Consider the following 21,597-nt stretch of genomic DNA (forward strand, 5'->3'; position numbering starts at 1 on the left):
ATAAAATGGCAGATATCGACATTCGCATCTCGGGGCGCGCCGGACGCATTACGCTGACACGGCCCAATGCGCTTAATGCGCTGACCTATGACATGTGCATGGCCATCGATACCGCCCTTCGCAATTGGCGCGAGGATGACGCGGTTGATCTGGTGATCTTCGACGCCCTGGGTGAGAAAGCCTTTTGCGCCGGCGGCGATATTGCCGACCTTTATGCGGCGGGCCTAAAACAGGACTATCAATTCGGACGTACCTTCTGGCAGGATGAATACCGGCTGAACGCCCTGATTTTTGAGTATCCCAAACCCGTCGTCAGCTTTCTGCAAGGCTTCACAATGGGCGGAGGGGTTGGCATCGGCTGTCATGGAAGTCATCGCATTGTTGGTGAAAGCTCAAAAATTGCCCTCCCGGAATGTTCAATCGGTTTGGTTCCGGATGTCGGCAGCACGCTGATGCTGGCGCTGGCACCGGGGCGTCTGGGCGAATACCTAGGCACGACCGGCCACCGAATGGGCCCCGGCGACGCCCTTACTGCCGGATTTGCTGATCATTACATCCCATTGGAACAATGGCCGGGCCTGATCCAGATGCTTGAGGCCTCGGGCAATGCCAGCCTGTTGGCGCAGCACGCTGCGGAACCACCCACCAGCACGCTGAAAGACCAGCAACAGCGGATCGATGCTTTGTTTGGCGGTGAGGGGTTAGGTGACATCTTGAATACGTTGCGCCGCTCGGACGACGATATCGCTGCTGCGGCGCTGACCCTCATGACGCGCAACGCACCGATCTCTATGGCGTGTACGGTGGAAATGCTGCATCGTCTGCGCAGCCCGACGCTTACGCTGCGAAAAGCGCTGGAACTTGAATACCGCTTCACCTTTCGCGCAATGGAGCATGGCGATTTCATCGAAGGCATCCGCGCACAGATCATCGACAAGGATCGCAACCCGCGTTGGCAGTTTGCCGATCTGAACGTGCCGGCGGTGACCGTCTCAAAGATGCTGCAACCGCTTGGCAAAGACACGCTGACATTCGAGGAGAACTGAGCAATGAAAATCGGGTTTATCGGTTTGGGCAACATGGGTAATCCGATGGCTGCCAACCTTGCCAAGGCGGGCCATACGGTAACGGGTTTTGACATGGCCGACGTCACGGTTTCTGGCGTCAGCATGGCTGCGTCCGGACCCGAGGCCGCAGCGGGTGCCGATATCGTCATAACGATGTTGCCGAATGGTCAAATCCTGCGTGCAGTCGCGGATGAGATCCTTCCGGCGATGCAATCAGGTTCCGTTTGGATCGATTGTTCAACTGTTGATGTCGACAGCGCCCGCGCCGTCGCTGATCAGGCCAAAGACGCAGGCGTTTTGGCCGTAGACGCTCCCGTATCCGGTGGCATCGGAGGAGCAGCGGCCGGAACACTGACCTTCATGGCGGGTGGTAGTAACGCAGGTTTTGCCAAGGCATCCCCCCTGTTCGACATAATGGGCCAGAAGGCCGTTCATTGTGGCGAATCTGGCGCGGGTCAAGCTGCCAAGATTTGCAATAACATGATCTTGGGCGTGACTATGATCGCAACCTGCGAGGCATTCGCCCTGGCAGACAAGCTTGGGCTGGACCGGCAAAAGATGTTCGACGTGGTCAGCACATCCTCAGGATATAGCTGGACGATGAACGCGTACTGCCCCGCCCCCGGTGTCGGGCCGCAAAGCCCGTCTGACAATGGTTACCAGCCCGGTTTCGCAGCCGAGCTGATGCTGAAGGATTTACGTCTCAGCCAGCAGGCCGCCGAAAGCTCTGACGCGGATACGCCGATGGGACAGGCCGCAACCAAATTGTATGAGCAATTCGTCGAAACCGAAGGCGGACTGGGTAAGGATTTCTCGGCCATGTTGCCACGCTTTGAAAAACGCGGTCGCGGATGACCCCATCGGCGGGGAGTTGCCCACAGGGTTGACCACCAGACAACAAGCGACCATCTGTCTAAAGATCCACCGTAGAGGTCAAAGGAATTAGGATGTCGCGCATATTGCCTGTCACTTTAGCGGTTTTCGCTTTTGTATTGACTCCGACCCTTGCTTCGGCGGGCAATGGTAGTGGCAAAGCTGGACACTGCCCGCCGGGTCTTGCCAAAAAGGCAGTTCCATGCGTGCCACCGGGTCAGGCAAAAAACTACTACAAGAAAGGCGATTACATCACCCGCGACTATCGCTGGATCAATGATCCCAACCGATATGGGTTGCGCCGGGACGGGTACTATATTCGCGCTGGAGATTACGTTTACCGCGTCGACCCAGACACGCAAAAAGTGCTGAACCTCATCGGAGCAGTGGCCGACATTCTGTATTGATCCTTACCTAAAGGATTCCGCATCTAACGCTCCCTGTTAAAAATTAACACAATCAGTGGGTTAGATCACAGCCGCTGAAGAGCTGCAGCGACTTCACGCTCATTTTTCTTTCTTGAAACAAACGAAAGCAGCGCCTGATCTTGTCAGGGCCCTGAGGGAACCAGCCGATCTGAACGTAGGGTTCGCACAATTCAATTTGACGTCCTCATGCCGCCGGCTGGCAAGAGGTTGCAGCTTTAGCTTTGCGATTCCATTTTGCCACCGCATCCGTGCCGTAAGTTCATGTTACGACTGGCCCATTTCCGAACTCACATACGCTGCAGGCTGCGACGGAAGTTATTCCGCCGCAACTTGTTCCGGGTTCAACATCTGATTCAGATAATGGCCAGTATGGCTGCACTCGACAGCGGCTACGTCTTCAGGCGTTCCGATGGCCACGATTTCACCACCACCATCGCCCCCTTCAGGACCGATATCGATGATGTGGTCAGCGGTTTTGACAACGTCCAAATTGTGCTCGATCACCACAACCGTATTGCCCTGATCGACCAATTCATGAAGCACTTCCAACAACTTGCGCACGTCTTCGAAGTGCAGGCCAGTTGTCGGTTCATCCAGAATATACAGCGTTCGCCCGGTCGAGCGTTTGGATAGTTCCTTTGACAGCTTCACCCGCTGCGCTTCCCCGCCTGAAAGCGTGGTCGCTTGCTGCCCAACCTTGATATAGCCCAGACCAACGCGTGCCAGCGCATCCATCTTGTCGCGGATCGACGGCACGGCTTTAAAGAAGTCCTGCGCGTCTTCTACGGTCATATCAAGGACATCCGCGATGGACTTGCCCTTGAATTTGATCTCAAGCGTCTCGCGGTTATAGCGCGCACCCTTGCAAGTCTCGCAGGTGACGTAGACGTCAGGCAGAAAGTGCATCTCAATCTTGATGACGCCGTCGCCTTGACAGGCCTCGCACCGGCCGCCCTTGACGTTAAAGCTGAACCGCCCGGGCTTGTATCCCCGCGCCTTGGCCTCGGGCAGCCCGGCAAACCAATCGCGGATCGGAGTGAAGGCACCGGTGTAAGTTGCTGGATTCGAACGCGGAGTCCGACCAATCGGTCGTTGATCAATGTCAATGACCTTGTCCAGATGTTCCAACCCTTTGATCGTCTCACAGGGCGCAGGTGTCTGGCGCGCGCCGTTCAGGCGCATCGAAGCGGTTTTGAACAGCGTCTCAATCGTCAATGTGGATTTCCCGCCACCCGACACGCCAGTCACGCAGACAAATTTGCCAAGCGGAAATTCGGCAGTGACATTTCTCAGGTTGTTTCCTGTGGCTTTGACAACAGTAACCTTCTTCTTGTTGCCCTTGCGCCTTTCAACCGGGACCGAGATTTCACGCGTGCCCGACAGATACTGACCCGTCATCGACGCAGCATCCGCAGCGATCTGGTCGGGCGTGCCCTTGCTGACCACCTGCCCGCCATGAACCCCGGCACCGGGGCCAATATCGAACACGTAATCGGCCTCTCGAATGGCTTCTTCGTCATGCTCAACAACAATCACCGTATTGCCCTGATCCCGCAGATTTTTGAGGGTCCCCAACAGGCGGTCATTGTCGCGCTGGTGCAACCCGATTGAGGGTTCATCCAGCACATACAAAACACCCGTCAGGCCCGAACCGATCTGACTGGCCAATCTGATCCGCTGGCTCTCGCCGCCGGAAAGGGTGCCACTCGAGCGGGATAGCGTAAGATATTCCAAACCAACGTTATTCAGAAACCCAAGTCGTTCGCGGATTTCCTTGAGGATGGCGCGCGCGATCTCATTTTTCTGAACACTCAAGTGATTGGGGGCGTCCTCAATCCAGGCCAAAGCCTCTCGGATGGACATCTTGACCACCTGACCCACATGCAGCTTGGCAATCTTGACGGCCAGCGCCTCTGGTCGCAGACGATAGCCGTGGCATGCGCCGCAAGAGCGGTTGTTCTGATACCGTTCGAACTCTTCCCGAATCCAGGCGCTGTCGGTCTCGCGATAACGGCGTTCCATGTTCGGAATCACGCCTTCGAAACTGCGGGTGACCTGATAAACCCTTCCGCCTTCATCATAACGGAATTGGATTTCCTCATCGCCGGATCCGCGCAGAAACACCTGCTGAACCTTCGCGGGCAGGTCTTTCCATGGTGTGTTCTTGTCAAACTCGTAATGTTGCGCAATGGCCTCGATGGTTTGGAGGAAGTACGGTGACTTACCCTTGCGCCAGGGGGCCAGCGCCCCGTCATATAGTTTGAGTGTCTGGTCCGGCACCACCAGCCGTTCGTCAAAAAACAGCTCAACACCCAGACCGTCACAATCGGGACAAGCCCCAAATGGAGCGTTGAAGGAAAACAAACGCGGTTCGATCTCGGGGATCGTGAAGCCACTGACCGGGCAGGCAAAGTTCTCACTGAACGTGATGCGCTCGGGATCGCTTTCGCGCGGCGCGGTTTCCAGAATGGCAATGCCGTCGGCCAGATCCAATGCGGTCCGCAGACTGTCGGCCAGCCGAGTCCCCATCCCTTCGCGCACCACCAAACGGTCAACCACCACGTCGATGTCATGCCGGAACTTCTTGTCCAACGTGGGCGGTTCGTCGAGCTCATAGAACTCTCCATCCACTTTTACGCGCTGAAAACCCTGCTTGCGCAGTTCCAGGAACTCTTTTTTGTATTCTCCCTTGCGGTCGCGCACGATCGGGGCCAGCAAATAGCCACGCGTCCCCTCCTCCATCGTCATGATGCGGTCGACCATATCCTGCACCTGCTGGGCCTCGATGGGCTGGCCGGTGGCCGGGCTATAGGGCGTGCCTGCGCGAGCAAACAACAGGCGCAGATAGTCGTAGATCTCGGTGACCGTGCCCACTGTTGAGCGCGGGTTTTTCGAGGTGGTTTTCTGTTCAATCGAAATTGCCGGGGACAGACCGCTGATATGGTCCACATCCGGCTTTTCCATCATGTCCAGAAACTGCCGTGCATAGGCAGACAGGCTTTCGACATAGCGCCGCTGCCCTTCCGCATAGATCGTGTCGAACGCCAGCGAAGACTTACCCGAGCCCGACAATCCGGTGATCACCACCAGCTGATCGCGCGGAATATCCACATCGATGTTTTTGAGGTTATGTTCGCGCGCGCCGCGCACCTCGATATTCTTCATCTCAGCCATTTTTGGCCCCCAACACACATGAAACCTAGAAATAGGCGAGCGGCGCTGAGTCTCCAATAGAAAAGTTAGAACAAAGTGAGAACTGGCGGCGAATAACCGATCACTCCTGACAGCTTATGCCAAAGCGCATGCAATCTGACGACATGTTCGAGGAAACGGTGAATTCAGGAATAAATGGCGCGGTTGACGGGGCTCGAACCCGCGACCCCCGGCGTGACAGGCCGGTACTCTAACCAGCTGAGCTACAACCGCGCATCTATTTCGTTGTCCATTTACCCGGACCCAGGCTGACAGCGATGGCGCGGTTGACGGGGCTCGAACCCGCGACCCCCGGCGTGACAGGCCGGTACTCTAACCATCTGAGCTACAACCGCCCGCTGCCCGTTCATTGCTGAACGTTGGGGTGTATTATGGGTACGCCCCGACATCGTCAAGCGGCGTTTTCAAGTTTTTCGCCGGAACGGGAAAAATTGTTGGTCAAGGATCGAAAATCGGCAGAGTGGTCCGACTGGCGAAATTTACCGGATTCGCCATCCTTTCTAACAGGTTGCGACCGTGATAGATGACGCGAGATTTTGCCACCTGCAGAGCCACACTAAGACCGCTGTCGCTGACTAAAATGTACATATGGACCAATAAACCACCGTCAAAAGCACACTGATTGGATGATCCGTTGAACCAATGCAACAATACCCGCAACAGCCAAGAGTAAGACACATTTGCGCCTTGAAATCCCCGCCTTAGATTTCGACTATGTCGGCAGTCAGAAACGCGATGATTTTTGCGTTTAGAACTTCAAAAATGAAACGCATCCAAACCCGGTACAATGCTGCCAGGATCAGGATGCGAAAGACACGGAAACGGTAGTAAATTATGGCAATCGCAGTAAGTAACTCTCCTGGTAACAACCCCACAGGAAATCCATTTGTCGACAGTCTGATCTGGGGATCTTCCTGGTCTGGCGGCACCATCACCTATTCTTTTGACCCTGGTTACTACGGCGACAGCGCTTTCTCATTAGCGATGAAATCTGCAGTTCGTGCAGCCTTCGACATTATTGAAACCATTATTCCGCTGAATTTTTCCGAACAGGGGTTTCTGACTGGGGGGGGGGCCTTTATCAATGACGTCGACATCACCTACGCTCTGGTTTCACAAGACTTTCTCGGCGGTCCGGGAAGTGTAGGATTTCACCAGATTCCGGGTGATTCATCACTTGCTCCCGACGGAAACCAAGCCCTTTTTGGTCTTTTTGGGTATGATTCTGTGATCTTCAACCCTGAGGGCCTCCAAAAGGGCGGCGCTGGTTTTTCGGTTATTCTGCACGAAATCCTTCACGGTTTGGGGCTTGCCCATCCACATGACAACGGCGGTGGATCGTCCATTTTTCCAGGTGTCTCCCAACCGTTTGGTGATTACGGATACCAAGGCCAAAACCAAGGTGTATTTACAATCATGTCGTATAACGAGGGATACGCTCAGGCAATCCCGGTTACTACGTATACCTACGGCGACGTCGCGACACCGATGGCGCTCGATATTGCGGCATTGCAAGCGATCTACGGAACGGCATCCAATGCAACCGGGAACAACGTCTACAGCCTGCCCGGATACAACGGCGCGGGGACACATTGGTCTTCGATCTGGGACACCGGTGGAAATGACACGATTTACGCTGGCGGGGTTCAACGAAACACGGTCATTAACCTAAATGATGCGGATCTTTCAGGCTCGGATGCTGGTGGCTCGCCGATCTATGCCGCAGGTATTCAAGGCGGGTTTACGATCGCCAATTCGGTTGTAATCGAAAACGCAGTCGGTGGTACAATGTCGGACACAATTATCGGCAATGAAGTTGGGAACTGGCTGGATGGTCGCTCTGGAAACGACATTATCTATAGCGGGTCCGGAAATGACCAGATCATTGGAGGAGACGGCAACGATACACTTTCCGGCGACAACGGCTCGGACATTGTGTCTGGTGGAAGCGGAGTAGACAACATCATCGCCTACGCGGGCGACGGAAACGACAACATCAATGGTGGTGGAGGTTATGACTGGCTACGCTTTACCGGGAACACGTCCATAAATCTGGATCTGTCCAACAAAGGTCAGCAAAACACCGGCTATGGGTTTGATACCATCCGGAGCATCGAACATGTTTCAGGAAGCGATGCAAATGACCAGATTACTGGATCTAAAGTTGCCAACATTCTGAATGGAAGAAACGGAAGCGACACACTTGATGGACAAGAGGGCGACGATACCCTCAACGGCGGCAGGCACAGTGACATTTTGATCGGCGGCAGAGGTCAGGACACTATAAACGGTGGCAACGGCGCGGACATTATTGAAGGTGGCAAAGGCCTGGATTTCATGAACGGCGGTAATGGCACTGACACTTTCGTCTTCACAACGATGCGTGACAGCACGAATTCAACGATCTATTCCGATGTAATTAGCGATTTCCGCTCTGGTGAGGATAAAATCGACCTGAGCGCGATTGACGCCAGTGAAATTCTGCCCGGTGATGACGCTTTTATCTTCAGGGGTCAGGGACCGATCACAACATCTCAGGAAGGTGAGATTTCCTATCTGAAAATCGATGCCGCGGGGACTGCGAACGACAGAACCTATGTCTTTATTGACTCAGACGCCGACAAAGCCCGCGAAATGGTGATCGAATTGACAGGGCTGCACGACCTGACGGCCAACGATTTCATCCTCTGATGTCCTAACAACTGCAGAGCGAGGGTCTTTTGCGCCCTCAATGCCAGACGGGTATCAATACCTGCAAAGGGCAAGAAACAAAAACACTGTTTTGCTTGCCCTTTTTGCTTTTTCCCAAATTTCACCTATCCTGATCAGGCACCCTTGCGAACTTCCAAGACTCGCTATAATACGCTTGCGCACGGGTGATTAGCTCAGTGGTAGAGCGCTTCGTTCACATCGAAGATGTCAGGAGTTCAAATCTCTTATCACCCACCATCCTCCCCTCAGTAAATCTTTGCAAGACGCGGCCTATCCGGCGAATCCGGTGGAGAGTTCGCTGAATTCAAAATTCCTTTGCTCATAAAAAAGGGCGGGGTCACAGACCCCGCCCCAATCGTTTGTCCCGAAACATTAATGCGCGGTTGCTGAAGCACCACTTCCGTCCGAAGTCACTTTGGCCGCCGCCGCAGCGGCTTCTTCTGCGGCTTCGTCCCATTCAACAGGCTCTGGATCCCGCACCAGCGCCTGCTTCAGCACTTCGGACACGTGGGAAACGGGAATGATTTCAAGCCCTTCTTTCACGTTGTCCGGGATCTCGGCGAGGTCCTTTTCGTTCTCTTCCGGGATCAGCACTGTTTTGATCCCACCGCGCAAGGCCGCCAACAATTTCTCTTTCAAACCGCCGATCGGCATCGCGTTTCCACGCAGGGAAACCTCTCCGGTCATTGCTATGTCCTTGCGCACCGGAATACCGGTCAGCACCGACACGATCGAGGTGACCATTGCCAAACCGGCCGAAGGTCCGTCCTTGGGCGTTGCCCCATCCGGCACGTGGACGTGGATATCCAGCTTGTCGAACTTCGGCGGCTTCACTCCGATCTTAGGCGAAATCGAACGGACATAAGACGAGGCCGCATCGATGGATTCCTTCATCACATCGCCCAGCTTGCCGGTGGTCTTCATCCGGCCCTTTCCAGGCAGCTTTAGCGCCTCAATGTGCAACAGATCGCCACCGACAGACGTCCAGGCCAGACCAGTGACAACACCAACCTGATCATCCTGTTCAGCCAGACCATAACGGAACTTCGGCACGCCCAGGAAATCATCCAAGTTTTCAGGCGTCACGGTGACCGCATCCGCCTCTTTCTTGATGATCTTAGTCAGCGATTTCCGCGCGACCTTGGCGATCTCACGTTCCAGGTTCCGCACACCCGCCTCTCGGGTATAGGTGCGGATGATCGATTGCAGTGCCTCATCGGTCAGTTCAAACTCTTTGTCCTTCAGGCCGTGGTTTTTGACCTGTTTGTCGATCAGGTGCTGCTTGGCGATCTCGCTTTTTTCCTCTTCGGTGTAACCGGCCAGCGGAATGATCTCCATCCGGTCCAGCAAAGGACCGGGCATGTTATAGCTGTTGGACGTGGTCAGGAACATCACGTTGGACAGGTCATATTCGACCTCCAAGTAGTGATCCATAAATGTGCTGTTCTGTTCCGGGTCCAACACTTCAAGCATGGCCGAAGCCGGATCGCCACGGAAATCCTGCCCCATCTTGTCGATCTCATCGAGCAGGATAAGCGGGTTCGTGGTTTTCGCCTTTTTCAGCGCCTGAATGATCTTGCCGGGCATCGAGCCGATGTAAGTCCGGCGGTGACCGCGAATTTCGGATTCGTCACGCACGCCGCCAAGGCTAATGCGAATGAACTCGCGCCCCGTGGCTTTGGCAACCGACTTCCCAAGCGAGGTCTTACCAACACCTGGAGGGCCAACAAGGCACAGGATCGGCCCCTTCAACTTTTTCGAGCGCTGCTGAACGGCCAGGTATTCGACGATCCGTTCCTTGACCTTCTCAAGGCCGTAATGGTCATCGTCCAGAATGGTCTGCGCGCGGCCCAAGTCTTTTTTGACGCGGGATTTGGTGCCCCAGGGCAGAGACAGAATCCAGTCCAGATAATTGCGTACAACCGTCGCTTCGGCAGACATCGGGCTCATGTTACGCAGCTTTTTCAGCTCGCCCTCGGCCTTCTCCAGCGCTTCTTTCGACAGTTTGGTTTCGGCAATCTTGGCTTCCAGTTCAGCAACTTCGTTGCCGCCGTCCTCGCCGTCGCCAAGTTCCTTCTGAATGGCCTTCATCTGCTCATTCAGATAATATTCGCGCTGCGTCTTCTCCATTTGGGATTTAACGCGGGTTTTAATCTTTTTTTCGACTTGCAGAACAGACATTTCGCCCTGCATCAAACCGTAGACCTTTTCCAGCCGCTCGCTGACGCTGAGGGTTTCCAGAAGATCCTGTTTTTGTTCGACCTCTATGCCCAAATGGCCCGATACAAGGTCAGCCAGCTTGGCGGGCTCGGCGGTTTCGCCGACGGCAGAAAGCGCTTCTTCGGGGATGTTCTTGCGCACTTTGGCGTAGCGCTCGAACTCATCAGAAACGGTACGCAGCAGCGCTTCGGTTGTGGTGACATCGCCCGGAATTTCGGTCAGATATTCTGCGCGCGCCTCAAAAAAATCTTCGTTTTCCAGAAATTCTGTGATCTGTACTCGCGCCTGGCCTTCGACCAGCACTTTGACTGTACCGTCCGGCAGCTTCAGCAGCTGCAGAACGTTGGCCAATACACCCGAGCGATAAATACCGTCCTGAACCGGGTCGTCATCGCCTGGGTCAATCTGGCTGGACAGCAAAATCTGTTTGTCGTCCTGCATCACCTCTTCCAGTGCGCGGACGGATTTTTCCCGACCCACAAACAGCGGCACGATCATATGCGGGAAAACCACGATATCGCGCAGCGGCAGTACGGGGTACGAAGAATTCAGGGGCTCTTGCATGCTCAATCCTTATCATTGGCAAGACGGCTCTGGTCCCTCATCGAGGCAACGCTCGGCCATCTCCTGTCTTGGACAATAAAGGTGGGGCAGAGACCGCCCCGTTTCAACCTCATCATCATTTGTCTGAATTAGAATGACCTGTGGTTTTTCGGACTGCAAGGCGTCGCAACAACATATCCACCGATTTTAACATAGCAGGCCGATTGTCGGAGCTTAAATCGGCTCAATATCCCCTTGCGCGCGTTGCGCATGGAATTCTGACTGCCAGCTTTGGAACGTACCTGTCGCGATAGCATCCCGCATGCCCTGCATGATTTCCTGAAAATAGTGCAGGTTATGCCAGGTCAGCAACATGCCCGAGATCATCTCATTGGCTCGAAACACATGGTGCAGATAGGCCCGTGAGTATTTGGTGCAGGCCGGGCAGGAACAGGACTCGTCCAACGGGCGCGGATCATCGGCGTGGCGCGCGTTTTTGATGTTCACAACTCCGTGGCGGGTAAACACTTGCCCCGTGCGGCCCGAGCGGGATGGAAGAACGCAGTCCATCATGTCGATCCCGCGCGCGACTGCACCGACGATATCATCCGGCTTGCCCACGCCCATCAGGTATCTTGGTTTGTCGACCGGAAGAAAATCGGGCGCGTAATCGAGGCAACCAAACATTGCCTCCTGCCCCTCTCCTACGGCCAGACCGCCAACGGCGTATCCTTCAAAACCGATCTGCGTAAGCGCCTTGGCACTTTCTTCACGCAGATCCTGTTCCAGCCCGCCTTGCATGATGCCAAACAGGGCATAGCCAGGACGATCACCGAAAGCCTGGCGCGACCGGTCGGCCCATCGCATCGACAGGCGCATGGACTCGGCGATACGGTCACGGTCTGCGGGCAGCGCCGGGCATTCGTCGAAACACATTACGATGTCCGACCCCAACAAGCGCTGGATCTCCATCGACCGTTCCGGGGTCAATTCATGCTTGGACCCGTCGATATGCGATTTAAACGTTACGCCCTTTTCGGTGAGCTTACGCAGACCCGCCAATGACATGACCTGAAATCCACCCGAGTTGGTCAGGATAGGGCGATCCCAGTTCATAAACTTGTGCAGACCGCCCAATCGATCAATCCGCTCGGCCGTTGGGCGCAGCATCAGGTGATATGTGTTGCCCAACAGGATATCCGCCCCGGTGGCGCGCACGCTTTCCGGCATCATCGCCTTGACTGTCGCGGCCGTTCCGACGGGCATGAAGGCAGGCGTGCGAACTTCGCCGCGCGGTGTATTGATCACACCGGTTCTGGCCTTGCCGTCGGTGGCTTTTAGGTCAAAGGAAAATCGGTCGGTCATGAAGGGCCTCGGGGTCGCTGAACCGGGCAGCATTTGCCTGATCTGTCCGTTCTTTGCAACCCGTCAGGGCAGTGAGGCGACGCGCTCGGTAAACAGGGACACGACCCCTGCCCCGTTTACATCCCGGCACACCCGGACAGGCGGGCGAGAGGTAACCGGCCGGGTTGCGCCGATCTGGGGCCCTTCGACAATCACCTGCAGGCCTGTCTCGACGGTTTCGAACATAGGTTCGTGGGTACAGGCGATCACAGCCGTTGAATCGTGCAGGCCGCAGCCTTCCAGACCACCGACCTCTTTGTAAAACTTTAGATAAAACCGAGAGATATCACGCAGGAACCCACCCATATCCAGAGAGCGAGCGGCCAGAGCCTCAAAGTCTGCGGTTTCATAAAGCGTTTTCAGCGTTACGTCCAAACCTACCAGCACGGTATCCGGCGGGGCGGCAAAAACCGCGTCCGCAGCGCTGGCATCATGATAGATGTTGGCCTCGGCGTGTTCTGTGATGTTTCCGGGACAATAAACAGCCCCGCCCATAATTACCAAACGTTGGATGTTGCAGGCAAAGCTTGGGTCCAGCCGTATCGCTTCGGCAATATTGGTCAATGGACCGACGGCGCACACAACCAGCTCACCTTTATGTTGGCGTGCCATTTCGACCAAAAACTCAGCTGCGGACAACCGATGGTTGGCCCCGATCTGAGGAATCTCGGTGATATCCCCAAACCCTTCGGGCCCGTGCACATGCTCGGATGGTGCATGGCTGGTTTCGCCCAAGGCAAACGCAGCCCCCTCGGCCACTGGTGCCTCCAACCCCAGCTTATCAAGCAAAAACCGGGCGTTACGGCTGGATTGATGCACATGCGTGTTACCGAATACGGTTGTCAGGCCGATCAGGTCGATCTCAGGTGCAGCGGCGGCATAGGCAATCGCCATGGCGTCGTCGATTCCGGGGTCTGTGTCGATAATCAGTTTCATCCCTGCCCGATAGCGCAATCGCAACAGGATGCAAAGCGGTCACATTCTGAAATTTCCACCTCGCCCACACAGGTTCTAAGATTTGCTTCCGCGTCCAATCTCTTCATACCTGAGTTGTAATTTGGCGACTCAACCCCCAAATGTATACTATAGTACACAATAATGAGGACAGTTATGACCGAAGACCAGATTATTGGATTGTTGACGTCGAACATCATTTACGTACTTGCGGCCGTTTTGATCGTTGTCGTTATTCTCAAGGGCATCAAAATCGTCCCGCAATCCGAAAAATACGTGGTCGAACGGTTCGGGCGCCTGCATTCGGTGCTTGGCCCCGGGATCAACTTTATTGTTCCGTTTCTGGATGTTGCACGTCACAAGATATCCATTCTTGAACGTCAGTTGCCAAACGCGACGCAGGACGCGATCACCAAGGACAACGTGTTGGTGCAAATCGATACATCGGTGTTCTACCGCATCCTTGAACCGGAAAAGACCGTGTACCGTATCCGTGACGTAGACGGCGCGATTGCAACAACCGTGGCCGGGATCGTGCGGGCGGAAATCGGTAAAATGGACCTGGATGAGGTTCAGTCCAACAGGTCTCAACTGATTGATCGTATTCAGGAAAGCGTTGAGACTGCTGTTGATGACTGGGGTATCGAAGTAACCCGGGCCGAGATTCTGGACGTTAACCTGGATCAAGCCACCCGCGACGCGATGCTGCAGCAGCTGAACGCCGAACGTGCCCGGCGCGCGCAGGTGACCGAGGCGGAAGGCCTGAAACGCTCGGTCGAGCTGCAGGCCGATGCCGAGTTGTATGCCGCCGAACAAACCGCCAAAGCCCGCCGAATTCAGGCCGAGGCTGAAGCCTATGCCACAAGTGTGGTCGCCAAGGCCATTCAGGAAAATGGTATTGAGGCCGCCCAGTATCAGGTGGCGTTGAAACAGGTCGAGGCTCTGAATGCTTTGGGCAATGGCACCGGTTCGCAGACCATCGTGGTTCCTGCTAATGCGCTTGAGGCATTCGGTGACGCCTTTAAGATGCTGAAAGGAGGCAGATAATGGCCGATCCCTTCTGGCTGACCTGGTGGCTATGGCTGGCTGCCGCTCTGGCGCTGGGTATTCTTGAGATCGTGTTGCCCGGCTTTATTTTCCTTGGCTTCGCCATCGGTGCTGCGGTGACAGGGTTGTTGCTGCTGATTCCGGGCCTCGCCCCGTCCCTGCCAATCCTGATGCTGATCTTTTCAACATTGTCCCTGATCTCGTGGCTGATCCTGCGGCGCATGTTCTCGCTACCCCATGGCCAGGTGAAGACTTTCAACCACGACATTAACGAATAAACGCGGCTGGCGCCCGCAAAGGGTGCCACTGCACCTCTGGACGCTGCCGCAGGCATTCCCTATATAAATGGTCAGAAAACAGCCCCGAGGCACGCATGACGCATCCCAGTGAACAGTTTGAAGGCACTCCGCTGATCGCGCCTTCAACGATTGAACATCCCCTTTACGAGGCGGTGGTCGACGCCTGCCGAACGGTCTATGACCCGGAGATTCCTGTAAATATCTACGATCTGGGTCTGATCTACACCATCGACATTACTGGCGAAAACGCGGTGAAAGTAATCATGACACTGACAGCGCCCGGATGCCCCGTTGCAGGTGAAATGCCGGGCTGGATTGTTGAGGCGATTGAACCCGTTGCAGGCGTCAAAGAAGTTGATGTCGAGCTGACATGGGAGCCGCCCTGGGGCATGGAAATGATGTCAGACGAGGCGCGGCTGGAGCTAGGGTTTATGTGAACCTGACAGACTGGGTTTTTGTCATAAAAGCTTTGTCTCTCCGTTACACAACCACAAAAAAGCGTCACACAGTTTGGGAATAGTGCCGGTATCGGCCCTGGTTACATACCCAGCCCGGACCGGAAACATATGTGCCGCCCCCCAAAACCGGCCAGAGATTTGGACCGCTCTTGCCCGAGAGCGGTCTTTTTAATCGCAAAGGCTGTAACGCAGTTACTTGACGCCGCAGGTAGATTTGATCTCAGCAGCACGTTCATCCAACGCCTTCACGTAATCCCCTGACAACATGGACAATCTCTTGTCTTCTGTGCCGGTTACCAACCCCAGCAAGGCACCGGCTGGCAAGATGGAGATGACACTTTCCACCTGCTGGTCCTGAGCATGTTTCTTTTCTGCGGCAATTGCCCTCAGGTCACCTTCGGCGGTTGCGCAATTGACGGGATGCCTGTCCGGTTTGGTGTCTGCCAAAACAGAACCCGAGGAGATTGAAAACACACCAAGAGCTGCTGCCAACACCATGGCTTTAATAATATCTTTTCCGGTCGCCATTTTATTCATCCTGTTTTGAAACTGCCTGAACCTAAGGTGCCTTAGGCTATGGGCAGCTTGTTTCAAAAAGCAAGCTGTCTTAAGTCCCAAAATCACATCCTCGATCTACCTTACCAGAAAAGTTAGGTAAGCAGGGCTGCTGCACCTTGAGCCCGCTGCCTCAGGGCACTAAGTTATAGGCAACACGCGACGACGGAGATCTTCATGTTCGGCATTCCCGGCAAACAGGCTGTTACCATGACTGCGAAGGCTGCAGAGCAGATCGCCCGCCTAATGGATCAGGGCGGTCATGCGGGTTTGCGCATTGGCGTCAAGAAGGGCGGCTGTGCCGGTATGGAATATACGATGGAGTATGTTGACCAGCCCGACACAAATGACGAAGTCGTCGAACAGGACGGCGCGCGGATCATGATCGCGCCTATGGCCCAGATGTTCCTGTTCGGAACCGAGATCGACTATGAAGTATCGCTATTGGAATCCGGGTTCAAGTTCCGCAATCCAAATGTCGTCGATGCCTGTGGTTGTGGTGAGTCAATCAAATTTGACGAAGGTTTGACACCTCAAGCCTAAGATGCCGCCTGCAGGTGGACGTAAGTCTCATTGAATCGCTGTGTCAGATGCGCACCGGCGCGGATCGTTTCGCCTGAATCCGGTGGCGCCACGTTTGTGTCATATGACGGGTTAAAAAACAGCGGAACCGACAGTCTTTCATGCGCGTCGCCGACCACTCGGTGCAGCGTGGCTTTGACCTGCCCCGCTGTCCAGAACTCAAGCATCTCGCCGAAATTGATTACAAAGGTTCCGGGTGCGGCCTCGACCCGTTCCCAACTCTGATCAGGCATAAAGACCTCAAGCCCTGCGGTCCCGTCTGTGGCCAGCAAGGTCAGGCAGCCGTAATCCGTGTGTGCGCCAATCCCGAAATCCCGATCCCCTGCCCATGATGGGCGCTGAGGATAGTAGTTGCCACGCAACAGGGCCATCGGGGTATCAAATCCGCTGTCAAAGCTGTTCGCATCCCGCCCAAGTGCTGCGGCGATCGCCCGCAGAACACGCATCGCGACGGTGCAGGCGTCGGAATAATAGGCCTGTATCGTCGGTCTGAATTCAGGTGGATTGTCCGGCCACAGGTTCGGCGCATAAACACTGAGGTCCGCGTCATGATAGCGGTTTCCAGCAGGCACCTCATAACCGCAGTCAAACACCTCTTTGAAATCCGGGTTCGCCTCGGGATCGACCTGTTCGGATTGCGAGGCGCCCCACCCCCGGTTTGACCCGGTGGCGGCCATATCAACCTGGTTCTTTTCTGTTTCGGGCAAATGAAAAAACGCGCGATAGGCGCCAATCACCTGACGTATCCGATCGTTGTCCAGCCCAGTGTTAGACACGGTCAAAAAGCCCACGTCCTGAACCGCGCTTTGCAGTTTGGCCAGCTCAGCGGGATCACGCTGGTCCAGTTTTTCCAGATCAAGATTTTGGATCATTCTGACGATACCTCTTTCGGCGGAACCTGCCGTTTTGTTGCACGCTCTGCAACCAGAATTGTCAGACTGTGTTGGCGGTGTTATCCGGGTCTGGGAACATTTAGTTAATTCAGGGAGAACGCGACATGCGGCGCAAGCTGGCGGCAGGCAATTGGAAGATGAATGGAACCGCTACAGCATTGGCTGAGCTGGAAACTTTGGCCCGCGCATTCCCGTCCCCATCGGTCGACGTTCTGATCTGCCCGCCCGCAACTTTGCTGCACCGCGCAGCGAAAGCGTTGGGTGGCACGGATATCGCGGTGGGCGGTCAGGATTGTCATGCCGCGACCTCGGGCGCGCATACCGGCGACATCAGTGCGGATATGCTGGCTGATGCGGGGGCGACCTCGGTGATTTTGGGCCATTCGGAGCGGCGCGAGGATTATGGTGAGCAAAACGACGACATCCGCGCCAAGGCCCGTGCGGCAATGGATGTCGGCCTCAAGACAGTCATTTGTGTAGGCGAAAGCCTGGAACAGCGCGACGCGGCCAATACGTTGGATATCATCGGCGGGCAGCTGTCCGGCTCAATTCCTGATCAGTCTACCGGAGAGAACCTGGTTGTCGCGTATGAACCCATTTGGGCCATTGGCACCGGCAAGGTTCCTACCCTGAACGAAATCGGTGAGGTTCACGATTTCATCCGCGCCCGCCTTGAGCGCCGTTTTGGCGAAGGCGTCGGCCGTTCGGTTCGATTGCTGTATGGTGGTTCGGTTAAGCCAACCAACGCCTCAGACATTTTTGCCGTATCCAATGTTGATGGCGCCCTGGTAGGCGGTGCCAGCCTGAAAGCGCTAGATTTCTCGGGTATCATCGACGCTTTATCCAAAGTTTGATTTCAACAGCTCCCCCGCCACACATTGTGCCTGGAGAATTCTGCCAGTGAGGCGCCGCAACATGCATAAAGGAACAGACAAAAAGCCCATGAATGCGCCCACGGGTGCGTTCATTCCAACCTCGGGAGGAACTCGTGAAAAGCCAACAACGCCAGCCCAGCAAAAATTCGGTTCTTCAACAAATTCGGGACATGGAAATTCCTGTCAAAAGTGTCATCGATGTTGGAATTCACTTTCAGACAAGAGAACTGATGGCGGCTTTTCCCACCCAAAAGCACTACTTGTTCGAGCCTGTTGCCGATCACTACGACAAGATCGAACAAAACTATCGCGACGCCGGAATTAACTATGATCTGAACAATGTTGCGGTTTCAAATCAGGATGGATTTGCTGATCTTGCGGTTTCCTCAATCCGTGGCACAGACGAAGTCACGCACTCAAGCCTCACTGGGGTTGACAGTCGTGATCAGGAAATTCGCCGGGTTCCAACGCTAAAAATTGATACGTTCGTGGCTGAACATATGTCGGCTGCGCCATATCTGATTAAGATCGACGTCGACGGAGCCGAAGAAATGGTCCTGCAAGGCGCGCCGAAAGCGCTTGAGGACTACTCGATCCTGATCATTGAGGCAGCCTTTTCTGCCGTTTCCAAACGTATCGAGATGGCCGTTGCCGCCGGGTTTGTCCTTCTGGACATTGTGGACATATGTTACAAACAGGGATGCTTGTGGCAAGTTGATCTGGTGTTCATCAACCCCAATCTCGGCACTGAAGATTGGAGGCGCGCCACACAAATTGTTGAGCCGGACAATTGGTGCAGCCATCGTTTGGTACGACACTCCCGCGACGGTTTCTGGAAAAGGAAACGGTATCAACTCAGAAAAAAGCTGCGTGGTTAAGGCAAACGGATGGTGATGTTCAAAGCCCGTTGGCCCAATTGCGCCCTGCAAAATGTGACACAAGCCCGATCAGGCTAGTTTCATTGTCACCAGCCCTGTCACAATCAAGACCGCCGCAATTATGCGTCCGGGGTTGACGGTTTCGCCCAGCAACATCACACCGACAAGAAACGCGCCTACGGCACCGATACCGGTCCAGATAACATAGGCCGTGCCCAGCGGCAAAGTCCGCATCGCCAGCGCCAAAAGGCCAAAAGAACCGATCATAGACACGCCCATGATCGCTGTCGGCCAAAGCCGCGTGAACCCCGCCGATTGCTTCATGGCGACCGCCCAAACGATTTCCAAAAGTCCAGCGAATAACAGAAAAATCCAGGGCATAAGAACACCTCGTACCTTTCGGGTCGTCCCGAATGATCATCCGTATTGGAGAGGTCGTCCTCAAGGTTTAGGTAATAAGTCTGTGACGCTCTTCAATACCTCAGACACAAAAAAACCGGGCGCTGCAGACGCCCGGTTCGTGTTTCTGTGAGGCACGGCTAGTTGGTTATGATTTCCGGCCCCATGAACGTATTTGGCAAGAAAGTCGATATCCAGGGGATGTAGGTCACCATGATCAAGAAAACGAACAACACCGCCAGGAAGGGAAGCGCCGCCTTGACAACACCCATCATCGGCATGCCTGCCACGCCCGAGGTTACAAACAGGTTCAACCCGACCGGAGGCGTGATCATCCCGATTTCCATGTTCACCACCATGATGATACCAAGATGAATGGGGTCGATGCCCAGTTCAATCGCGATCGGAAAGACCAAAGGAGCTACGATCACCAGCAGGCCCGAGGGTTCCATGAACTGACCACCGATCAGCAGAATTACGTTCACCACGATCAGGAATGTCACTGGCCCAAGACCCGCCGACAACATCGCGCTGGCGATGTGCTGGGGCACCTGCTCATCCGTAAGCACGTGTTTGAGGATCAGCGCGTTGGCGATCACAAACAGCAGTGTAACTGTCAGTTTACCAGCCTCAAACAGGGTGTGCTTGGTGTCAGGGTGAATGAACGCCGTCAGCAGCGCATAGGGTTTTTTCAGCAATGACGTGTTGCGCGTATCCCCTTCGGTGCTGAGCGGGCCCATATCCTTATAGACAAAGCTGGCAATGAAGAACGCGTAAACAGCCGCCACGGCAGCAGCCTCGGTCGGCGTAAAGATACCGCCATAGATACCGCCCAGAATGATGACGATCAGGAACAGGCCCCATCCGGCTTCACGGGCCGAGACAAAGATCTCACCCCAGCCTTTCCATTCGCCTTTGGGAAGGTTCTTGACTTTGGCCATGACGTAGATGGTCACCATCAGCATCAAACCAGCCAACAAGCCCGGAATGACGCCCGCCAGGAACATGCGACCGACGGAAACTTCCACAGCCGCGGCATAGACGACCATCACGATCGAGGGCGGGATCAGAATACCCAGCGTACCGGCGTTACAGATCACACCAGCGGCGAATTCCTTGGAATAGCCAACTTGCCGCATCCCTGCGATCACAATGGACCCGATGGCAACCACAGTGGCCGGAGAAGACCCAGACAGCGCGGCAAACAACATACAGGCGAACACTCCCGCAATCGCTAGACCGCCGGGCAAGTGCCCGACACAGGCAATCGAGAACCGAATGATCCTTCGCGCCACGCCACCGGTCGTCATGAAAGACGAGGCCAGAATAAAGAACGGGATCGCCAGCAGGGTAAAGTGGCCCTCAAACGCTTCGAACAAGGTTCCCGCGACAGAGGCCAGTGAACTGTCAGAATAGATCAGCAGGAACAGGGTTGAACTGAGCCCCAGAGCCACGGCAATTGGTACACCAATCAGCAGCAGGCCAATGACCATCGAGAAGAGAAGTACAACATCCATCAGTCACTTGCTCCTTGCTGAGCGCGGACTTCTTCAATCTCGTCCTCGACTTCGTGGCTGGCGACCAGACGGTCGGTTTCACCGCGCCAGATTTGTAAAGCGACTTGCGAAAACCGGATCACCAGCAACACCATGGACACGGGCAACACCAGGTATGGCACCACCTTGGGCAGCTTTTCATACCCTTCGCCATAATTGATTAGCCCTTCCAAAAATCGCAGTGGGGCAACCATGGGAATGTCGTCGACCTCATAAAAGCTCTGGCTACGTGCGGCAGTGTCGAAACCGGTCGGGAACCAGCGACCCGAAGTGGGTGGCAGATCCGCAAACACAGCCCAATAGTCATACGAGCCCTTCAACAGCAGCAGTGAAAACACCAAACAGCACGCCACCGAAATCAGCGCCAGAACACGGCGCGGTGCAGGGGCCAGCATGTTTAGGATGGCATCCACACCCAGATGCGCGTGTTTCTTGACCGCATAAGACGCGCCCAGCAGAACCAGCCAGCCGAACATGAACACTGTCAGCTCAAGCGCCCACAGAATGTTTGAGTTGAAAAAGAACCGCGCGATCACGTTGGTAAAAGTCACGGCCGTCATCAGGCCCAACAGCACCGCGATCAGGGTTTCCTCGATATGGTCGACCAGCCCGCTTTGGCCGGGTTTCGCACCAGACATCTC

19 protein-coding genes and 3 tRNA genes are annotated in these 21,597 nt (G+C 55.1%); 11 read left to right on the forward strand and 11 right to left on the reverse strand.

All coding sequences use genetic code 11. The annotated features are described in order from the left end of the window. Positions 1–5: 5 nt before the first annotated feature. From SJY13_RS04325 to SJY13_RS04335, 3 genes are all read left to right on the forward strand, one after another. Positions 6–1,046: an enoyl-CoA hydratase/isomerase family protein gene (locus SJY13_RS04325; RefSeq protein WP_377188096.1), complete on the forward strand. Its 1,041-nt coding sequence runs from the start codon at positions 6–8 to the stop codon at positions 1,044–1,046. A 3-nt stretch (positions 1,047–1,049) separates the two neighbouring features. After that, the gene (gene mmsB / locus SJY13_RS04330) at positions 1,050–1,922 is read left to right on the forward strand and encodes a 3-hydroxyisobutyrate dehydrogenase (RefSeq protein ID WP_377188099.1); all 873 of its coding nucleotides are present in this window, start codon (positions 1,050–1,052) and stop codon (positions 1,920–1,922) included. Positions 1,923–2,014: 92 nt separating this feature from the next. Beyond that, a complete protein-coding gene (locus tag SJY13_RS04335; protein WP_377188102.1) occupies positions 2,015–2,347 on the forward strand; it encodes a hypothetical protein in 333 nt (110 codons plus the stop codon). Positions 2,348–2,683: 336 nt separating this feature from the next. Here the strand turns inward: SJY13_RS04335 and uvrA are convergent, their stop codons facing one another. The 3 genes from uvrA to SJY13_RS04350 form a co-directional block, all read right to left on the reverse strand. Continuing rightward, a complete protein-coding gene (gene uvrA / locus SJY13_RS04340) occupies positions 2,684–5,542 on the reverse strand; it encodes an excinuclease ABC subunit UvrA (protein WP_377188105.1) in 2,859 nt (952 codons plus the stop codon). Between the two features lie 175 nt (positions 5,543–5,717). Next, positions 5,718–5,794: transfer RNA gene (locus SJY13_RS04345), tRNA-Asp, on the reverse strand. A 45-nt stretch (positions 5,795–5,839) separates the two neighbouring features. After that, positions 5,840–5,916, reverse strand: a tRNA-Asp gene (locus SJY13_RS04350). A gap of 499 nt (positions 5,917–6,415) precedes the next feature. On the opposite strand from SJY13_RS04350, the gene SJY13_RS04355 reads away from it, so the two are divergent. Together SJY13_RS04355 and SJY13_RS04360 are read left to right on the forward strand one after the other, a co-directional pair. Next, complete coding sequence (locus SJY13_RS04355) at positions 6,416–8,272, forward strand: M10 family metallopeptidase C-terminal domain-containing protein (RefSeq protein ID WP_377188108.1); 1,857 nt, start codon at positions 6,416–6,418, stop codon at positions 8,270–8,272. Positions 8,273–8,455: 183 nt separating this feature from the next. After that, positions 8,456–8,530 (forward strand) — tRNA-Val (locus SJY13_RS04360). Between the two features lie 135 nt (positions 8,531–8,665). Here the strand turns inward: SJY13_RS04360 and lon are convergent. From lon to SJY13_RS04375, 3 genes are all read right to left on the reverse strand, one after another. Beyond that, positions 8,666–11,077, reverse strand: coding sequence for an endopeptidase La (lon, locus tag SJY13_RS04365; RefSeq protein ID WP_377188111.1), 2,412 nt, complete (start codon positions 11,075–11,077; stop codon positions 8,666–8,668). Between the two features lie 213 nt (positions 11,078–11,290). Next, on the reverse strand, positions 11,291–12,421 hold the full coding sequence (gene tgt, locus SJY13_RS04370) for a tRNA guanosine(34) transglycosylase Tgt (RefSeq protein WP_377188114.1): 1,131 nt from the start codon (positions 12,419–12,421) through the stop codon (positions 11,291–11,293). A gap of 63 nt (positions 12,422–12,484) precedes the next feature. Continuing rightward, positions 12,485–13,396 carry a nucleoside hydrolase gene (locus tag SJY13_RS04375; protein ID WP_377188117.1) on the reverse strand — a complete coding sequence of 304 codons (912 nt, stop codon included), beginning with the start codon at positions 13,394–13,396 and terminating at the stop codon, positions 12,485–12,487. A 174-nt stretch (positions 13,397–13,570) separates the two neighbouring features. Here SJY13_RS04375 and SJY13_RS04380 point away from each other — a divergent pair, with 174 nt between their 5' ends. The 3 genes from SJY13_RS04380 to SJY13_RS04390 all read left to right on the forward strand — a co-directional run bounded on the left by SJY13_RS04380 (position 13,571) and on the right by SJY13_RS04390 (position 15,197). Further along, positions 13,571–14,461 (forward strand): SPFH domain-containing protein, encoded by an 891-nt coding sequence (locus tag SJY13_RS04380; RefSeq protein WP_085823909.1) that lies wholly within the window; start codon positions 13,571–13,573, stop codon positions 14,459–14,461. Further along, positions 14,461–14,739, forward strand: coding sequence for an NfeD family protein (locus SJY13_RS04385; RefSeq protein WP_377188120.1), 279 nt, complete (start codon positions 14,461–14,463; stop codon positions 14,737–14,739). Before SJY13_RS04380 ends, SJY13_RS04385 begins: the two co-directional genes overlap by 1 nt. A gap of 95 nt (positions 14,740–14,834) precedes the next feature. Continuing rightward, entirely contained in the window at positions 14,835–15,197 is a 363-nt protein-coding gene (locus SJY13_RS04390; RefSeq protein ID WP_085823911.1) for an SUF system Fe-S cluster assembly protein, read from the forward strand. A 213-nt stretch (positions 15,198–15,410) separates the two neighbouring features. Here SJY13_RS04390 and SJY13_RS04395 read toward each other — a convergent pair whose 3' ends face one another. After that, positions 15,411–15,836 (reverse strand): hypothetical protein, encoded by a 426-nt coding sequence (locus SJY13_RS04395; protein WP_377188123.1) that lies wholly within the window; start codon positions 15,834–15,836, stop codon positions 15,411–15,413. A gap of 114 nt (positions 15,837–15,950) precedes the next feature. Between SJY13_RS04395 and SJY13_RS04400 the strand changes: the two genes are divergently transcribed. Further along, positions 15,951–16,316, forward strand: a complete 366-nt coding sequence (locus tag SJY13_RS04400; RefSeq protein WP_377188126.1) for a HesB/IscA family protein — start codon at positions 15,951–15,953, stop codon at positions 16,314–16,316. Here SJY13_RS04400 and SJY13_RS04405 read toward each other — a convergent pair. Next, a complete protein-coding gene (locus SJY13_RS04405) occupies positions 16,313–17,227 on the reverse strand; it encodes an isopenicillin N synthase family dioxygenase (protein WP_377188129.1) in 915 nt (304 codons plus the stop codon). The two genes, SJY13_RS04400 and SJY13_RS04405, sit on opposite strands and share 4 nt — an antisense overlap. Before the next feature lie 125 nt (positions 17,228–17,352). On the opposite strand from SJY13_RS04405, the gene tpiA reads away from it, so the two are divergent. Together tpiA and SJY13_RS04415 are read left to right on the forward strand one after the other, a co-directional pair. After that, a complete protein-coding gene (gene tpiA / locus SJY13_RS04410; protein ID WP_377188132.1) occupies positions 17,353–18,102 on the forward strand; it encodes a triose-phosphate isomerase in 750 nt (249 codons plus the stop codon). Positions 18,103–18,293: 191 nt separating this feature from the next. Further along, on the forward strand, positions 18,294–19,001 hold the full coding sequence (locus SJY13_RS04415) for an FkbM family methyltransferase (RefSeq protein WP_377188135.1): 708 nt from the start codon (positions 18,294–18,296) through the stop codon (positions 18,999–19,001). Positions 19,002–19,070: 69 nt separating this feature from the next. Here SJY13_RS04415 and SJY13_RS04420 read toward each other — a convergent pair whose 3' ends face one another. From SJY13_RS04420 to SJY13_RS04430, 3 genes are all read right to left on the reverse strand, one after another. Then, positions 19,071–19,382 (reverse strand): DMT family transporter, encoded by a 312-nt coding sequence (locus SJY13_RS04420; protein WP_085823916.1) that lies wholly within the window; start codon positions 19,380–19,382, stop codon positions 19,071–19,073. A 158-nt stretch (positions 19,383–19,540) separates the two neighbouring features. Then, positions 19,541–20,917 (reverse strand): TRAP transporter large permease, encoded by a 1,377-nt coding sequence (locus SJY13_RS04425; RefSeq protein ID WP_085823917.1) that lies wholly within the window; start codon positions 20,915–20,917, stop codon positions 19,541–19,543. Further along, positions 20,917–21,594: a TRAP transporter small permease gene (locus SJY13_RS04430; RefSeq protein WP_377188140.1), complete on the reverse strand. Its 678-nt coding sequence runs from the start codon at positions 21,592–21,594 to the stop codon at positions 20,917–20,919. The genes SJY13_RS04425 and SJY13_RS04430 overlap by 1 nt, the downstream gene beginning before the upstream one ends. Positions 21,595–21,597: the final 3 nt, after the last annotated feature.

The sequence above is a fragment of the Ruegeria meonggei genome (genome assembly GCF_042768335.1).
GTDB lineage: Bacteria > Pseudomonadota > Alphaproteobacteria > Rhodobacterales > Rhodobacteraceae > Ruegeria > Ruegeria meonggei.

Bases quoted from the DNA above. Each gene is read 5' to 3' on its own strand.
- SJY13_RS04325 (WP_377188096.1), top strand. From the start codon at position 6: ATGGCAGATATCGACATTCGCATCTCGGGGCGCGCCGGACGCATTACG.
- mmsB (WP_377188099.1), top strand. From the start codon at position 1,050: ATGAAAATCGGGTTTATCGGTTTGGGCAACATGGGTAATCCGATGGCT.
- SJY13_RS04335 (WP_377188102.1), top strand. From the start codon at position 2,015: ATGTCGCGCATATTGCCTGTCACTTTAGCGGTTTTCGCTTTTGTATTG.
- uvrA (WP_377188105.1), bottom strand. From the start codon at position 5,542: ATGGCTGAGATGAAGAATATCGAGGTGCGCGGCGCGCGCGAACATAAC.
- SJY13_RS04355 (WP_377188108.1), top strand. From the start codon at position 6,416: ATGGCAATCGCAGTAAGTAACTCTCCTGGTAACAACCCCACAGGAAAT.
- lon (WP_377188111.1), bottom strand. From the start codon at position 11,077: ATGCAAGAGCCCCTGAATTCTTCGTACCCCGTACTGCCGCTGCGCGAT.
- tgt (WP_377188114.1), bottom strand. From the start codon at position 12,421: ATGACCGACCGATTTTCCTTTGACCTAAAAGCCACCGACGGCAAGGCC.
- SJY13_RS04375 (WP_377188117.1), bottom strand. From the start codon at position 13,396: ATGAAACTGATTATCGACACAGACCCCGGAATCGACGACGCCATGGCG.
- SJY13_RS04380 (WP_085823909.1), top strand. From the start codon at position 13,571: ATGACCGAAGACCAGATTATTGGATTGTTGACGTCGAACATCATTTAC.
- SJY13_RS04385 (WP_377188120.1), top strand. From the start codon at position 14,461: ATGGCCGATCCCTTCTGGCTGACCTGGTGGCTATGGCTGGCTGCCGCT.
- SJY13_RS04390 (WP_085823911.1), top strand. From the start codon at position 14,835: ATGACGCATCCCAGTGAACAGTTTGAAGGCACTCCGCTGATCGCGCCT.
- SJY13_RS04400 (WP_377188126.1), top strand. From the start codon at position 15,951: ATGTTCGGCATTCCCGGCAAACAGGCTGTTACCATGACTGCGAAGGCT.
- SJY13_RS04405 (WP_377188129.1), bottom strand. From the start codon at position 17,227: ATGATCCAAAATCTTGATCTGGAAAAACTGGACCAGCGTGATCCCGCT.
- tpiA (WP_377188132.1), top strand. From the start codon at position 17,353: ATGCGGCGCAAGCTGGCGGCAGGCAATTGGAAGATGAATGGAACCGCT.
- SJY13_RS04415 (WP_377188135.1), top strand. From the start codon at position 18,294: ATGGAAATTCCTGTCAAAAGTGTCATCGATGTTGGAATTCACTTTCAG.
- SJY13_RS04420 (WP_085823916.1), bottom strand. From the start codon at position 19,382: ATGCCCTGGATTTTTCTGTTATTCGCTGGACTTTTGGAAATCGTTTGG.
- SJY13_RS04425 (WP_085823917.1), bottom strand. From the start codon at position 20,917: ATGGATGTTGTACTTCTCTTCTCGATGGTCATTGGCCTGCTGCTGATT.
- SJY13_RS04430 (WP_377188140.1), bottom strand. From the start codon at position 21,594: ATGTCTGGTGCGAAACCCGGCCAAAGCGGGCTGGTCGACCATATCGAG.